The organism is Tessaracoccus defluvii (assembly GCF_014489575.1).
In the GTDB taxonomy this organism is placed as follows: domain Bacteria; phylum Actinomycetota; class Actinomycetes; order Propionibacteriales; family Propionibacteriaceae; genus Arachnia; species Arachnia defluvii.
Genome location: NZ_CP060789.1, coordinates 1,104,112 through 1,118,976, shown reverse-complemented (window position 1 = coordinate 1,118,976; position 14,865 = coordinate 1,104,112). Strand labels below are relative to the sequence as shown.

The following is a 14,865-nucleotide window of genomic DNA, read 5'->3' as shown; positions in this document are numbered from 1 at the left end:
CGTGCCAGAATGCTGCCCGGCCCCCGTCCGTCAGCGGACAGCGAACACGACGGTGGTCTGGTGGCCGTCGCGGGCGTCGTGCCGGGGGTCAGCGGGGCCGGGAGGGTAGGCTGAGGCCATGGATTTTCCGCCCGTCGTCGATCTGAGGAGCCCTGCTGCCGTCATCGCCTTCTCCGGGTGGAACGACGCCGGAAACGCGGCGAGTGACCTGATCACGCACCTGATCGCCGCCTACCCCGGCACGGATCTGGGCCGCATTGATGACGAGAGGTACTGGGACTTCCAGCACACGCGTCCCATGTTGCGGCGGGAGGCCGACGGGCCGTGGATAGAGTGGCCGGCCGTCCGGCTCCGCGTGGTCCACCACCCGGAGCGCGACATCGTCGCCGTCGTCGGTCCCGAACCCAACATGCTGTGGCGCAGCTTCTCTGCTGAACTGGTGGCCAGGCTGCGGGCCGTCTCCCCGAGCTAGTCGTCTTCCTGGGCGCCATGCTGAGCGACACCCCGCACTCCCGCCCGCTTCCCGTCGGCGTCTACACCACCGACCCGACCGTGGGTGCCCGGTACGCGATGGAACCCAACGACTACACCGGTCCCACCGGCATGATCGGCGTCGCCAGCCAGCAGATGATGGACGAGCGGATCCCGGCGGCCTCGCTGTGGGTCTCGGTGCCACACTACGTGTCGTCGCCGCCGAACCCGAAGGCGCAGGACGCACTCCTGACGGAGCTGGAGACGCTGCTCCGGGTCCAGCTCGACCACGCGGAGATCCCGGAGGAGGCGGTCAAGTGGAGCTCCGCCGTCGATCAGCTGAGCAGGCAGGACCCCGACATCGCCGAGTACATCGGGCAGCTCGAGGAGGCCCGCGACGCGGAGCAGGTCGAGGGCGCCACGGGCGACACGATCGCCGCTGAGTTGGAGAAGTTCCTCCGCCGGCAGACGGGCGACGACAGCCGCTGACGTCCGCTCAGTGGCGGCAGGCCGCCACGGCGATGTCGCGCAGCTGGGCGACCATCGCGTCGGGGTCGTCGGCGCTGTAGACGGCAGATCCCGCGACGAACGTGTCGGCCCCCGCCTCGGCGCACCGGCCGATGGTCTCGACGCTCACGCCGCCGTCGACCTGGAGCCAGATCGGGCGGTCCCCCAGCAGTTCCCGGGTCCGGCGGATCTTCGGCAGGACCAGGTCGAGGAACTTCTGGCCGCCGAAGCCGGGCTCGACAGTCATGAGCAGCACCATGTCGACCTCGTCGAGCATGTCTGCGTAGGGCTCGATGGGCGTTGCCGGCTTCAGCGCCATCGAGGCGCGCGCCCCCTTGGCGCGCAGCTCGCGCGCGAGTCGGATGGGCGCTGCGGCGGCCTCGACGTGGAACGTGACCGACTCGGCGCCGGCCTCCGCATACGCGGGTGCCCACCGGTCGGGGTCGGCGATCATCAGGTGGATGTCGAGGAACTGGTCGGTGCTGCGCCGGATCGACTCGACCACCGGGAGCCCGAGCGAGAGGTTCGGGACGAAGTGGTTGTCCATCACGTCGACGTGGATGGCGTCCGCCCGGGGATCCGGCCGATCTCGGCGGCGAGGTTGGCGAAGTCTGCGTTCAGGATGCTCGGCGTGATGCGCATAGCCCGCACCCTATCCAACCCTCCGCCCCACAGGCCCGCCGGGTCAGGCACCACCCACGCGCAGCAGCGCCAGATACATGGCGTCGGTGCCGTGGCGCTGCGGCCACAGCTGGACGTCGTCGCCCACCGCAGCGTCGGGAACCTCGGGCAGGTAGTCCGCCGCCCGCAGCCGCGTCACGGCCGGCGTCTCGGCGAGGACGGCGTCGACGATGTCCGTCGTCTCCGCGCGGTGCGGCGAGCACGTCACGTAGGCGACGACCCCGCCCGGGGCGGCCGAGGCGATGGCGGTGCGCAGCAGGGCGCGCTGCAGCCCTCCGAGCGACGTCACGGCGTCCGGGTCGCGGCGCCAGCGCGAGTCGGGCCGACGGCGGAGCGCTCCGAGGCCGGAGCAGGGGACGTCGGCCATCACCCGGGCGAACCCCTGGCCCCAGGCCGGCCGGGTGCCGTCGGCGGTGATCACCTGGTACCCGTCGGGGTAGACCGACAGCGCGTCGGCCACGAGCCGCGCCCTGTGCTCCTGCGCCTCCCCGGCCAGGAGCCAGGTGCCGGCCTCGCGGGCGAGCCCGGTGAGCAGGGCAGCCTTGCCACCGGGCCCGGCGCACAGGTCGAGCCAGGGGCCGGAGGGCGCGTCGACCCGCGACAGTGCCCAGGCGACCAGCTGCGAACCCTCGTCCTGCACCCCGGCGCGCCCGTCGCGGACGGCGGGCTGGTCGTTCGGCGCGCCCTCCGCGGTGGCGCCGAACGGGGAGAAACGCGTTGGCGTGGCGTCCCTCAGGTCGGCGACCTTCGCCAGGCCGGGCCGCACCACGAGCGTGGGCCGCGGGGCGAGGTTGTTGGCCTCGAGCGCCGCGGGCAGTTCCGCGGCGGGCAGCACATCGGCGTAGGCCTCGACGATCCAGCGTGGGTGACTGCCGCGCACGGCGACAGCTCCCAGTTCGTCCTCGCCGGCGGCGAGCTGGTCGAGCCAGGCCTCCAGGCTCTGCGCGGCGACCTTGCGCATCACGGCGTTGACCAGGCCGGTGACGCGCTGACCGACGGTGGAGCGGGCCAGCTCGACGGTCGTGGCGACCGCGGCGTAGCGCTTCATGCCCATGCCGAGCGCCTGGTGGGCGCCGAGCCGAAGAAGGTCGACGACGGCGGGTTGCAGGGTTCCCAGGGCGCGGCCGGAGGCGGCCTCAATGATGCGGTCGTAGCTGCCCATGGCGCGGCAGGTGCCTGCGACGAGCTCGGTGACCAGGCCTGCGTCACGTGCGGAGAGGCCGGCGGTGGCGAGGCGCTTGGCCAGCGCCAGGTTGGCGTAGGCGTCCTCACCGGTCACCTGGCGCAGGACGTCGAAGGCGACGCGGCGGGGATTCATGCCAGCACCCGGCCCGTGACACCGGAGCGGGCCCAGTCGATCGCCGGCATCCTGCGCTTGCCCGGCGCCTGTACCTCGAGCAGATGCAGCGACGCGCCGTCACCGGTGCCGACGAAGACGTCACGCTTGGTGGCCAGCAGCTCGCCGGGGCCAGCTCCTGCGGCCCTGCGACCGCGACGCGGAAGATCTTGAACCGCTGCCCGTCGAGCTCGCACCAGGCGCCGGGATCGGGTGAGCAGCCCATGATCTGGTTGCGCAGCTCGCGGGCAGTGCGGCGGAAGTCGAGGCGGGCGTCAGCGACGGTGATCTTCGGCGCGATGGTGATGCCCTGGTCGGACTGCGGTTCCGGCACCGCTCCGGCCTCCACCAGATCCATGGCCCGCACCAACTGGTCGGCGCCGCTGACCGCCAGCAGGTCGAGAAGCTCCCCCGCTGTCACGTCGGGGGTGACGGTCTCCTCGGAGAGGTACACGTCGCCGGCGTCGAGTTCGCGGACGATCCTGAAGCAGGTGGTCCCCGTGACCGGGTCCCCGGCCATGATGGCGCGCTGCGCCGGGGCGGCGCCGCGCCAGCGCGGCAGGAGCGAGAAGTGCAGGTTCACCCAGCCGTGGCGGGGAATGTCCAGCGCGGACTGCGGCAGCAGCGCCCCGTACGCGACGACGGGACAGGCATCGGGGGCAAGATCCCGCAGTCGCTGCTGGAACGCGGGATCGCGGGGATGGTCGGGCTTCAGCACCTCCAGCCCGAGGGCCTCGGCGCGGGCCGCGACCGGCGACGGCGTGAGCCGCCTCCCCCGCCCCGCCGGCGCGTCCGGACGGGTGACGACGGCGACCACCTCGTGCCGGGAGGCGACCAACGCCTCCAGCGCCGGGACGGCGACCTCGGGGGTGCCGGCGAAAACGAGCCTCATCTGTCCTCCAGGGATTCGGGGTCGACGGAAATGCTGAGTAGCCCGCGCTCCTTGCGGGCCGACCGGATGGCTGCGGCGCTCTTGACCCGGCGGGTCAGGTCGCGGGCGCCGTCGATGGGGCAGCGCAGCAGCGCGGCCCAGCGCTCCTGGCCCACCTCGGTCGGGCCGAGGATATCGATGCCGGCCCAGTCGTCGTTGTCGAGGAACTCGCGCAACGCCTCCGGCTCGCCGACGACACGGGCCATCTTCACGGCCGGGGTCAGTCCGGCCTCTGCCCGGTCGGCCAGCTCCCGGGCGATGAAGCCGGCGATGTCGGCCCGCTGGAATGCCTGAACCGCCGGATGGGTCTCGCCGCCGACGATCATCACGGAGCCTGCGTCGCGGGGGCCCCTGACCAGCGCGGCGGCGTTGGCCCAGCGGCGGACGGCCTCCTCCGCGGCGCGCAGGCTGGCCCGTTCCAGGCTGACCTGCGCGTCCAGGATGAGGACGCCGGAATAGCCGGACGACGCCCGCGGCTCGGCCCCCGGTGTGGCCACGACGATGGCCGGCTCGTCGGGGGCGTCGTCGCGGATCCGGTCGGCGGAACTGTTGACGGCGAGCACTCCCGGAAAGGCGCGGGCGAGTTCCTCGGCGGTCCGTGAGGCGCCCGGCAGCGGGGTCCGGAGCCCGGAGGTGTGGCAGTGCGGGCAGGTCCACCGCGCGGGGCGGAAGCCGCACAGCGAACACTCCGGCACGCCCTTGACGCGGGCCCGCATCGGCCCCGAGCACTTCGTGCACACCGCCCGGTTGAAGCAGCGGGCGCAGCTGAGCGACGCCGAGTCGCCCGTGCGTGGGACCTGGACCAGGACGGGGCCGCGGGCGAGGTGTTCAGCGAGGAAGCGGAACGCGACCGACGGGATCCGCAGACGTGCCGAGCTCGGATCGCGCTGCCGGTCGATCTCGCTGACGGCACGCACCGGCGCGGACAGTTGTCGTGCCTGCACAGGGGGGAGGGCGAGCTCGCCCAGCCAGCCGCGGCTCAGGAGCGCCTGCGCGTCGGTGCTGCGCGCGCTGCCGGCCAGCAGCAGGCCGGCGTTCTCGCGGGCGGCCCGCAGCACGGCCACTGCCCTGGCGTGCGGGTGTGGTGCGCGCTGGTCGGCGTGGGCGTCGTGTCCGTCGTCGACCACCACGACGAGCCCGAGGTCATGCACGGGGGCGAACACGGCGCTGCGGGTGCCGAGGATGATGCGGGCCTCACCGCGGCTCGCCGCGAGGTAGGCCCGGTAGCGCGCCGACCTGCCCGTCTCGTGCGCGAGCACTCCGACGGCGCCGTGGCCGAACGACTGCCGGAACCGGGCCAGGAACACCGCGAGCTCGCGGGCAGTGGGGACGACGACGACAACCGACCGCCCCGACCGCAGCGTCGCGTCGGCCGCCTCCAGCACACCACCGATGAGGTCCCCCGGGCCGTCGAAGGCAGTGGCCGCCTCCCACAGCGCCCGGGGGCTGCGGCCCTCGGCCAGGGCCTCGAGCAGGCCGGTGCCGTGCGGGTACTGCGGCAACACCGTCGGCGCGTCGAGTTCGTGCGGAGCCGGCCACTCCCGCTGGGGGGCCTTCTCCGTCGTGGCGTGTCGGGGCGGGATCGCGAGCCGTGCCACGTCGGTCCAGCAGCCGGCGTAGTGGTCGGCCACCGCACGGATCAGCCCGTACGTGGCGGGCACCGCGATGGGTTCGGCGGACACGAGCTTGCCGAGCCTGGCCAGCTTCGCGACGTCAGAGGCGTCGGTCAGCTCGATGATCCAGCCGTCCCTGGTCGTGCCGGCGAACGGCACCTTGACGCGGGCGCCCACGACGACGTCCTCCGCCACCGATGCGGGAACCTCGTAGTCGAAGAGGCGGTCGAGGTGTGCCAGCGGCACGTCGACGGCGACCCTGGCGACCCGCGGCCCCCCACGCTCAGCCCTTGACGGCGGCCGCCAGGGCGTCGGCGCGGTCGGTCCGCTCCCAGGTCGCGTTGGGGAGCTCGCGACCGAAGTGGCCGTACACCGTGACGTCGCTGTAGATGGGGCGCAGGAGATCGAGGTCGCGGATGATCGCACCGGGCCGCAGGTCGAACGTGGCGAGGACCGCGTCGCGGATCTGGTCCTCGGGGACCGCGGCGGTGCCGAACGTGTCGAGGTAGAACCCGACGGGATGGGCCGCTCCGATGGCGTAGGCGACCTGCACTTCGCAGCGACGCGCCAGGCCCGCGGCCACCACGTTCTTCGCGACCCACCGGGTGGCGTACGCGGCGGACCGGTCGACCTTGGACGGATCCTTGCCGGAGAAGGCGCCGCCGCCGTGGCGGGCCATGCCGCCGTAGGTGTCGACGATGATCTTGCGTCCGGTCAGGCCGGCGTCGCCCATGGGGCCGCCGATGACGAACTTGCCTGTGGGGTTGACCAGCACCCGGCGGGGCTCGGCGAAGCCGTAGCGCTCCAGCACGGGGGCGACCACGTGCCGCGTCACGTCCGTGGTGATCTGGTCGAGGTAGGTGTCCTCGGAGTGCTGTGAGGAGACCACGACGGTGTCGATGCCCTCCACGCTGCCGTCGTCGCCGTAGGCGACCGTCACCTGGGTCTTGCCGTCGGGGCGCAGGTACTCGAGCAGACCCGACTTGCGGACCTCCGTCAGCCGCTCGGCCAGCCGGTGGGCGAGGTCGATCGGGAGCGGCATCAGCGCCGGCGTCTCGTCGCAGGCAAACCCGAACATGAGGCCCTGGTCGCCGGCGCCCTGGGCGCTGACGGCGTCCTCGTCGGCGTCGACCCGCTGCTCGTAGGCGTGGTTGACGCCCTGGGCGATGTCGGGTGACTGGGCGCCGATCGCGACGGAGACGCCGCAGGAGGCGCCGTCGAAGCCCTTGCGGGACGAGTCGTACCCGATCTCGAGGATCCGCTGTCTCGCGAGGCTCGCGACGTCGACGTAGCCGGTGGTCGACACCTCTCCGGCGACGACGACCTGGCCCGTCGTGATCAGGGTCTCGACGGCGACGCGTGCGGTCGGATCCTGCTCCAACAGTCCGTCGAGGACGGCGTCGGAGATCGAATCGGCAATCTTGTCGGGGTGACCCTCGGTCACCGACTCCGACGTGAACAGACGGCTCATGTGAGCACTCCTAGCGCGGCGACAAGCCGCAATGGTGGAAGGGGGTCTGGTGCGGCGACAAGCCGCCCCCCGGGGTGGGTCCGGTCAGGACTCGGTGACGGTGCCCTGATCGGCGAACGGATCGACGAACGAGAAGGCGGTGTCGGCGGCGGCGCTCTTGGCGGCCTCCTCGGCGGCCGGGTCGACCTCCGTGTACTGCAGGAGGCCCTCGCTCATCTCGCGCAGCGCGATCGAGAGGGGCTTCTCCTCCGGAGCGGCGGCCACCATGGGGCCGACGTTCTCGAGGAGACCCTCGCCGAGCTGGGAGTAGTAGGCATTGATCTGACGCGCGCGCTTGGCGGCGAACAGCACGAGGCGGTACTTCGAGTCGATGTTCTCGAGCAGCCCGTCGATCGGCGGGTTGATGATGCCTTCGGGATGAGTGTTCAAGGGGGATCCTTCACGAGTGGGGTGACCACAATCGAAACCACATTACGTCCCCGCCCGCCGTGCCGCAACTCGCCCACGGTGGGCCGGGCATGAAAGGGCTCGTCAGGGCATGGTCGACGGCCGGTCAGAGATCGAGCAGGCGGGCGAGTTCGGCGACGGTGGCGTCGACGACGGCGTTCTCTATCACGTGGTCGGCCTCGGCGATCGCGGCCAGCTCCAGCTTCGCCGTCTCCAGCCGCCGCTCCTGCGCCGCGGTGTCCTCGGTGCCGCGGCCCTTGAGGCGGGTCACGAGTTCGTCCCAGCTGGGAGGGGTGAGGAACACCAGTCGAGCCTCCGGGAGGTTGGACTTGACCTGGCGGGCGCCCTGCAGGTCGATCTCCAGGACCACCTGCCGGCCGCTCGCCAGCGCCTCCTCGACCGGACGGCGCGGGGTGCCGTAGTAGTTGGTGCCGTGCACGACGGCCCACTCCAGCAGGTCCCCTGCCTCAATGAGGGCGCGGAACCGCTCGACATCGACGAAGTGGTAGCTCTCGCCGTCGACCTCACCGGTCCGCGGCGGGCGCGTGGTCATGGAGATCGAGTAGTACGGTTCCGGGTGCAGCTCCTGGAGTCGGGCGCAGACGGTACCTTTACCGACTGCGCTCGGACCGGAGATGACCCACACATGCGAGGCGCTCACGGTCCGAGCCTAGGCCAGAGGGCCGCTACTTGAACAAATCCTGTAGTCGTTCGACCTGATGCCGGCCGAGCCCGCGGATGCGCCGGTTCGGCGCGATCTGCAGGTTCTCCATGATCTCGCCGGCGCGTGTCACGCCCACACGGGGCATGGACCGCAGCAGGTCGACGACCTTGATCCGGGAGAGCGTGTCGTCGGCGACGGCACGATCGAGAGCCTCGGAGAAGCTCACGGCCCCCTCCTTGACCTGTTCCTTGAGTTCGGCCCGCGCGCGACGCGCCTGCGTCGCGGCCTCGCGGGCCGCCTCCAACTGAGCCGCGCTCAACTGCGGAATCGCCATGGGTAGTCCCCTCCCACCATGCTGGCTGGATTCACCTGGTTCGGGTGTGTGAAGCAACATAGCGCGCTGTCGTCGCAAATTCGGGAAAGTTGTGGAATCGTGTCGCGCTCACAAGGCAGCGGTCGCGAGGACGAGCCTTTCGAACCGCTCCACGAGTTCGCCGGCGCCGTGGCCGATGACCTCGCGGCTGGCCGTCGGCAGCACGTGGCGCGTGGCGGCCCCGAAGATCGCGGGGAGCGACTCGACCGTCCCGCCCTGCGCCCCGATGCCCGGCACAAGCAGCGACGCGTTGAACCCGGACAGGTCCACGCCGAGGCTCTCGTGGGTTCCCCCGGTCACCAGACCGACGGCGAAGTCGGCCGCCGGGTTGAGCTCGGCGACGGCGTCGGCGACAGCCTGCGCGACGCTGCGGTCGCCCTCGGCACGGGCCAGCTGGACCGTTGCCCCCTCCGGGTTGGAGGTCCGGGCCAGCACGTAGAGCCCCTGTCCCCGGCCACTGCGGCGTCGATGGCGGGCCGCAGGGCCCCCACGCCCAGATAGGGGCTGACGGTGATGGCGTCGGCCCACAGCGGGGCGCCCTCGCCGAGGTGCGCCGCCGCGTAGCCGGCCATCGAGGAGCCGATGTCGCCACGCTTGACGTCGAGCAGGCTGAGGGCCCCGGCCGCGCGGATGTCGCGGAGGAGGCGCTCCAACACAGCGACCCCGGCGGAGCCGTAGGCCTCGAAGAACGCGGACTGGGGCTTGAACACGGCGACCCGGTCGCCGAGGGCCTCCACGATGCCGCGGGCGCACGCCTCGAGCCCGGCGACGTCGCGGGAGAGGCCCCACGCATCCAGCACGGAGGGCATCGGATCGATGCCGACGCACAGGCGGCCCCGGTCGGCCGTCGCCTGCGTCAAGCGGGTCGCGTAGGTCATCGGGTCTCCCCCATCTCCCGGATGCCGTGGACGAGGGCGGGGCCCTCGAAGATGAAGCCGGTGTAGAGCTGCAGCAGGCTGGCGCCCGCGTCGAACATCCGCAGCCCGTCAGCGGGAGACATGATGCCTCCGACACCCATGACGGGCAGGTCGGTCCGGCGGGCGATGGTCTCCACGAACCGCAGCGCCTTCGCAGTCAGCGGGGCGCCGCTGAGTCCGCCGGCCTCGTCGCGCAGCCACTGGTCGGGCGGGGCGAGATGATCGCGGTCCAGCGTGGTGTTCGTCGCGATGATGCCAGCTGCGGCGGACGACCCGATGACGTCGAGCGTGTCGGCCAGGTCTGCCTCCACCAGGTCCGGCGCCAGCTTCACGAACACCGGCACCGGGCGGCCCGGGGTGAGGCGCTCGGCCTCCTCCGTCAGCGCGGTCAGCAGCCGGGCGAGCTCGTCGGCGACCTGGAGGCTGCGCAGGCCGGGGGTGTTGGGGCTGGACACGTTGACGGCGATGTAGTCGGCCAGCGGCGCCAGCTCCCGCAGCGACGTCAGGTAGTCGTCGACCGCCGCCTCCAGGGCCGTGACCTTCGTCTTGCCGATCGACACGCCGACGGGGATGCCGAGGGCCCCGTTGCCGCGGGCGACACCCTTTGCCCGCAGGGTGTCGGCCAGGGCAGCGGCCCCGGCGTTGTTGAAGCCCATCCGGTTGACGATGCCGCGCGACGCGATCGCGCGGAAGACCCGCGGCTTCGGGTTGCCGGGTTGCTGCCGAGCTGTGACGGTGCCGACCTCGGCGAATCCGAAGCCGAAGCGGGCCCACGCCTGGGCGGCGCGGCCGTCCTTGTCGAGGCCCGCGGCCAGTCCCACCCGGTTCGGGAAGCGGATGCCCGCCACCGTCACCGGGTCGCTGACCTGCGGTCGGGCCCCGCCGGGGACCCTGGCCAGCGCCTTCAGCGTCAGCTCATGGACCTTCTCGGCATCGCCGCCGGCGTAGCGGAACAGCCCGGCCCGCGCGAGGCGGTAGCCCGCGCGCAGGCCGCGTGTCCGCAGGCTGGTCACTGTGCCGCCGCCCAGTCCTGCAGCGAACGGACCTCGATCTCGCCTCGTTGCAGCGCCTCGATGCCCTGGGTGGCCGCGCCGAGACCCGGCACCGTCGTCACGAGCGGGACGTCAGCCAGCACGGCCGCCGTCCTGATGTGGTAGCCGTCCTCGCGGGTGGCGGCGCCCGAGTCGCCGGTGCCCTCCGGGGTGTTGAAGATCAGGTCGATCTGCCCCGAGGTGATGAGCTCCACGATGCTCGGCCCTGTGCCCTCGCCCCGCTCGGACAGCTTGGCGATCTCCTCTGCCGGAACGCCGTTGCGGCGCAGCACCGAGGCCGTGCCCCGCGTGGCGAGCACCCGGAAGCCCAGATCGACGAGTCGCTTGATCGGCCACAACGCGTGCCGCTTGTCGCGGTTCGCGATGGAGACGAACACCGTTCCCGACGTCGGCAGCGGACCGCCTCCGGCGGCCTGCGACTTGGCGTAGGCGGTGCCGAAGTCGTCGCTCAGCCCCATGACCTCGCCCGTCGAGCGCATCTCGGGGCCGAGCAGGGTGTCGACGAAGGCGCCGGCAGTGGTGCGGAACCGGTTGAACGGCATGACCGCTTCCTTGACGGCGACAGGGGCGCCCTCGCGGGGAGTGGAGCCGTCGCCCTCGGCGCGCAGCATGCCGGAGGCCCGCAGCTCGGCGATGGTGCTGCCGAGCATGACGAGCGCCGCGGCCTTCGCCAGCGACGTGTTCGTGGCCTTCGACACGAACGGGACGGTCCGCGACGCCCGCGGGTTGGCCTCCAACACGTAGAGGGTGTCGGCGTGCAGGGCGAACTGGATGTTCAGGAGTCCCCTGACGCCGACGCCGTCGGCGATGGCCAGGGTGTCGCGACGGATCTGTTCGATGACGGCGTCGCCGAGCGTGATCGGAGGCAGCGAACACGCCGAGTCGCCGGAGTGGATGCCGGCCTCCTCGATGTGTTCCATGATGCCGCCGACGTAGAGCTCGGTCCCGTCGTAGAGGGCGTCGACGTCGATCTCGACGGCGTCGTCCAGGAACCGGTCGACCAGGACGGGCTGGTCCGGGCTGACCTCTGTGGCGTTCTCGATGTAGGTCTCGAGGGCCTCGTCGTTGTAGACGATCTGCATGCCTCGGCCCCCCAGCACGTAGCTGGGCCGCACGAGGACCGGGTAGCCGATCTCCCTGGCGATGGCCGTGGCCTCGTCGGCCGAGGCCGCCATGCCGTGCTTGGGTGCGGCCAGGCCTGCGCGGGCCAGGACCCGGCCGAACGCGCCCCGTTCCTCCGCCAGGTTGATGGCCTCCGGCGAGGTGCCGACGATGGGCACGCCCGCGTCCTTCAGCGTCTGCGCGAGCTTCAGCGGCGTCTGCCCACCCAGCTGGCAGATGACGCCGGCGACGGGGCCAGCCTGCAGCTCTGCGTGGTAGATCTCGAGGACGTCCTCGGCCGTGAGCGGCTCGAAGTAGAGCCGGTCAGAGGTGTCGTAGTCGGTGGAGACCGTCTCCGGGTTGCAGTTGACCATCACGGTCTCGTAGCCGGCCTCACGCAGGGCCATGGTGGCGTGGACGCAGGAGTAGTCGAACTCGATGCCCTGACCGATGCGGTTCGGGCCGGAGCCCAGGATGAGCACGGCCTCCTTGGTTCGGGTCGGCACCTCGGTCTCCTCGTCGTACGAGGAGTACAGGTACGGGGTGGAGGCCTCGAACTCGCCGGCGCAGGTGTCGACCGACTTGTAGACCGGACGGATGCCGAGCGCCCACCGGACACCGCGGACGACGTCGGTGGTCAGGTTCCGCAGGGCCGCGATCTGCGCGTCGGACAGGCCGTGGCGCTTGGCGCGGCGCAGCAGCGGGGGCGTCAGCTCGGGGGCATCGCGCACCTCGCGCGCCACGTCGAGGATGAGCACCAGCTGGTCGAGGAACCAGGGGTCGATCTGCGTGGCGTCGTAGACCTGTTCGACCGTGGCCCCGGCGCGCAGCGCCCGCATCACGTGCTGCATGCGGCCGTCGCGGGGCTTCCCTGCCAGGTCGAGGATCTCGTCGAGCGGAGGCAGTTCGGTGTTGAACTCGAACGGTGCCTTCGGATCCTCGAGCGAACGCAGCGCCTTGCCGAGCGCCTCGGTGAAGTTGCGGCCGATGCCCATGGCCTCGCCGACGGACTTCATGTGCGTGGTCAGGCCGGGGTCGGCGGCGGGGAACTTCTCGAAAGCGAACCGGGGGATCTTGACGATCACGTAGTCGAGGCTCGGCTCGAAGCTGGCCGGCGTCTCCTTCGTGATGTCGTTGGGGATCTCGTCCAGCGTGTAGCCGACGGCGACCTTGGCGGCGATCTTGGCGATCGGGAAGCCGGTCGCCTTCGAGGCGAGCGCCGAGGAGCGCGACACGCGGGGGTTCATCTCAATGACGATCATGCGGCCGTCGACCGGATTGATCGCGAACTGGATGTTGCAGCCGCCGGTGTCGACGCCGACGGCGCGGATCACACCGATGCCGACGTCGCGCATCCGCTGGTATTCGCGGTCGGTCAGCGTCATGGCCGGGGCGACCGTGACGGAGTCGCCCGTGTGGACGCCCATGGGGTCGAAGTTCTCGATGGAGCAGATGATGACGACGTTGTCAGCCTTGTCGCGCATCACCTCCAGCTCGTATTCCTTCCAGCCGAGGATGGACTCCTCGATGAGGACCTCGGTGACCGGGGAGGCGGACAGGCCTGCGCCGGCGATGTTGCGCAGCTCGGCCTCGTTGTGGGCGAAGCCGGAGCCGACGCCACCCATCGTGAACGACGGGCGGACGACGACGGGGTACCCGAGCGTCTCGGCGGCCACGACGACCTCGTCGATGGTGTGACAGATCTGGGACTTTGCGACCTCGGGGGCGCCACCCGGGATGTCGGTCAGGGAGAGACAGATCTCCTTGAACTGCTCGCGGTCCTCGCCGCGCTGGATCGCCTCGATCGAGGCGCCGATCAGCTCGACACCGTAGGCGGCCAGCACGCCCTTCTCGTGGAGCGCGACGGCGGTGTTCAGCGCGGTCTGACCGCCGAGGGTGGCCAGGACAGCGTCCGGCCGTTCCTTGGCGATGACCCGCTCGACGAACTCGGGCGTGATCGGCTCGACGTAGGTGGCGTCCGCGAAGTCCGGGTCGGTCATGATCGTGGCCGGGTTCGAGTTCACGAGGATGACCCGGAAGCCCTCCTCACGCAGCACCCGGCACGCCTGGGTACCCGAGTAGTCGAACTCGCAGGCCTGTCCGATGACGATCGGCCCGGAGCCGATGACGAGGATCGACGAGATGTCTGTGCGGCGGGGCATCAGGCGTCCTTTCCGGCCGACACGACGTCGACGAAACGATCGAAGAGGTAGTTGGCGTCGTGCGGGCCTGCGGCGGCCTCGGGGTGGTACTGGACCGAGAAGCCGACGAGGCGGCCGTCGCGGCGGAGCTCGAGCCCCTCCACGACGTCGTCGTTCAGGCAGACGTGGCTGACGGTGACCTCGCCGTAGGGCGTGTCGGTGGCCCGGTCGAGCGGCGCGTCGACGGCGAAGCCGTGGTTGTGCGCCGTCACCTCCACCTTGCCTGTGGTCCGGTCGATCACGGGCTGGTTGATGCCACGGTGGCCGAACTTCAGCTTGTAGGTTCCCAGGCCGAGCGCCCGGCCGAAGAGCTGGTTGCCGAAGCAGATGCCGAAGTAGGGCAGGCCGGCGTCGAGGACGGCTCGCAGCAGGGCGATCGGGCCGGTCGCGGTGGACGGGTCGCCGGGGCCGTTGCTGAAGAAGACGCCGTCTGCGCCGAGGGCGCGGATGTCGGCGAGCGACGCGGTGGCGGGCAGAACGTGGACCTCGAAGCCGCGGGCGGCGAGCTGCGCGGGGGTCATCGCCTTGATGCCGAGGTCGATGGCCGCGACCGTGAACTTCTTCTCCCCCACCGCAGGCACGACGTACGGCTCGCGGGTCGTCACGTCCGCGCTGAGGTCCGCGCCCGCCATCTGCGGCTGGTTGCGAACCCGCTCGAGCAGCGCGTCGGCATTCGTCTCGGTGGTGGAGATGCCGACGCGCATGGCGCCGGCGTCGCGGATGTGACGGGTCAGCGCACGCGTGTCGATGTCGCTGATGCCGACGATGCCCTGCTTCTCGAGCTCCGTGTCGAGGCTGTGGCTGCTGCGCCAGTTCGACGGGCGTGGGGAGGGGTCGCGCACGATGTAGCCGGCGACCCAGATCTTGGACGACTCGCCGTCCTCGTCGTTCCAGCCGGTGTTACCGATGTGCGGGGCCGTGGCGAGCACGACCTGCCGGTGGTAGCTGGGGTCGGTCAGGGTCTCCTGGTAGCCGGACATGCCGGTCGAGAAGACGAGCTCACCGAACGTCTCGCCCAGGGCACCGAAGGACTGGCCACGAAATACGCGCCCATCCTCCAGAACCAACAATGCAGGAAGGGAACTCATGCGTACCTCTTT

General features: G+C 71.3%; 12 protein-coding genes and 3 pseudogenes. 2 read left to right on the top strand and 13 right to left on the bottom strand.

The window, feature by feature from the left end; all coding sequences use genetic code 11:
* The first annotated feature begins 118 nt into the window (after positions 1-118).
* On the top strand, positions 119-472 hold the full coding sequence (locus H9L22_RS19575; RefSeq protein WP_187721880.1) for a PAC2 family protein: 354 nt from the start codon (positions 119-121) through the stop codon (positions 470-472).
* A gap of 17 nt (positions 473-489) precedes the next feature.
* A complete protein-coding gene (locus H9L22_RS19570; RefSeq protein WP_187721879.1) occupies positions 490-960 on the top strand; it encodes a PAC2 family protein in 471 nt (156 codons plus the stop codon).
* A gap of 7 nt (positions 961-967) precedes the next feature.
* Here the strand turns inward: H9L22_RS19570 and rpe are convergent.
* The 13 genes and pseudogenes from rpe to carA form a co-directional block, all read right to left on the bottom strand.
* Positions 968-1,620: pseudogene (gene rpe, locus H9L22_RS05270) on the bottom strand (ribulose-phosphate 3-epimerase).
* A gap of 43 nt (positions 1,621-1,663) precedes the next feature.
* The gene (locus H9L22_RS05265) at positions 1,664-2,977 is read right to left on the bottom strand and encodes an RsmB/NOP family class I SAM-dependent RNA methyltransferase (protein ID WP_187721878.1); all 1,314 of its coding nucleotides are present in this window, start codon (positions 2,975-2,977) and stop codon (positions 1,664-1,666) included.
* Positions 2,974-3,887: pseudogene (gene fmt, locus H9L22_RS05260) on the bottom strand (methionyl-tRNA formyltransferase). Before fmt ends, H9L22_RS05265 begins: the two are co-directional and overlap by 4 nt.
* Positions 3,884-5,788: pseudogene (locus H9L22_RS05255) on the bottom strand (primosomal protein N' family DNA-binding protein); the annotation flags it as partial. The pseudogenes fmt and H9L22_RS05255, both read right to left, overlap by 4 nt.
* Before the next feature lie 34 nt (positions 5,789-5,822).
* Complete coding sequence (gene metK, locus H9L22_RS05250; RefSeq protein WP_187721876.1) at positions 5,823-7,010, bottom strand: methionine adenosyltransferase; 1,188 nt, start codon at positions 7,008-7,010, stop codon at positions 5,823-5,825.
* A gap of 84 nt (positions 7,011-7,094) precedes the next feature.
* Complete coding sequence (gene rpoZ / locus H9L22_RS05245; protein ID WP_226966146.1) at positions 7,095-7,439, bottom strand: DNA-directed RNA polymerase subunit omega; 345 nt, start codon at positions 7,437-7,439, stop codon at positions 7,095-7,097.
* Positions 7,440-7,563: 124 nt separating this feature from the next.
* Positions 7,564-8,118 (bottom strand): guanylate kinase, encoded by a 555-nt coding sequence (gene gmk, locus H9L22_RS05240; protein ID WP_187721875.1) that lies wholly within the window; start codon positions 8,116-8,118, stop codon positions 7,564-7,566.
* 25 nt (positions 8,119-8,143) lie between these two features.
* On the bottom strand, positions 8,144-8,455 hold the full coding sequence (gene mihF, locus H9L22_RS05235) for an integration host factor, actinobacterial type (protein WP_187721874.1): 312 nt from the start codon (positions 8,453-8,455) through the stop codon (positions 8,144-8,146).
* Positions 8,456-8,563: 108 nt separating this feature from the next.
* Entirely contained in the window at positions 8,564-8,794 is a 231-nt protein-coding gene (locus H9L22_RS20040) for a hypothetical protein (protein WP_320060593.1), read from the bottom strand.
* Complete coding sequence (gene pyrF / locus H9L22_RS05230) at positions 8,791-9,372, bottom strand: orotidine-5'-phosphate decarboxylase (RefSeq protein ID WP_320060592.1); 582 nt, start codon at positions 9,370-9,372, stop codon at positions 8,791-8,793. Before pyrF ends, H9L22_RS20040 begins: the two co-directional genes overlap by 4 nt.
* Positions 9,369-10,424 (bottom strand): quinone-dependent dihydroorotate dehydrogenase, encoded by a 1,056-nt coding sequence (locus tag H9L22_RS05225; protein ID WP_187721873.1) that lies wholly within the window; start codon positions 10,422-10,424, stop codon positions 9,369-9,371. The genes pyrF and H9L22_RS05225 overlap by 4 nt, the downstream gene beginning before the upstream one ends.
* A complete protein-coding gene (carB, locus tag H9L22_RS05220) occupies positions 10,421-13,726 on the bottom strand; it encodes a carbamoyl-phosphate synthase large subunit (protein ID WP_187721872.1) in 3,306 nt (1,101 codons plus the stop codon). The genes H9L22_RS05225 and carB overlap by 4 nt, the downstream gene beginning before the upstream one ends.
* Positions 13,726-14,853 carry a glutamine-hydrolyzing carbamoyl-phosphate synthase small subunit gene (carA, locus tag H9L22_RS05215; protein WP_187721871.1) on the bottom strand — a complete coding sequence of 376 codons (1,128 nt, stop codon included), beginning with the start codon at positions 14,851-14,853 and terminating at the stop codon, positions 13,726-13,728. Before carA ends, carB begins: the two co-directional genes overlap by 1 nt.
* Positions 14,854-14,865 lie beyond the last annotated feature (12 nt).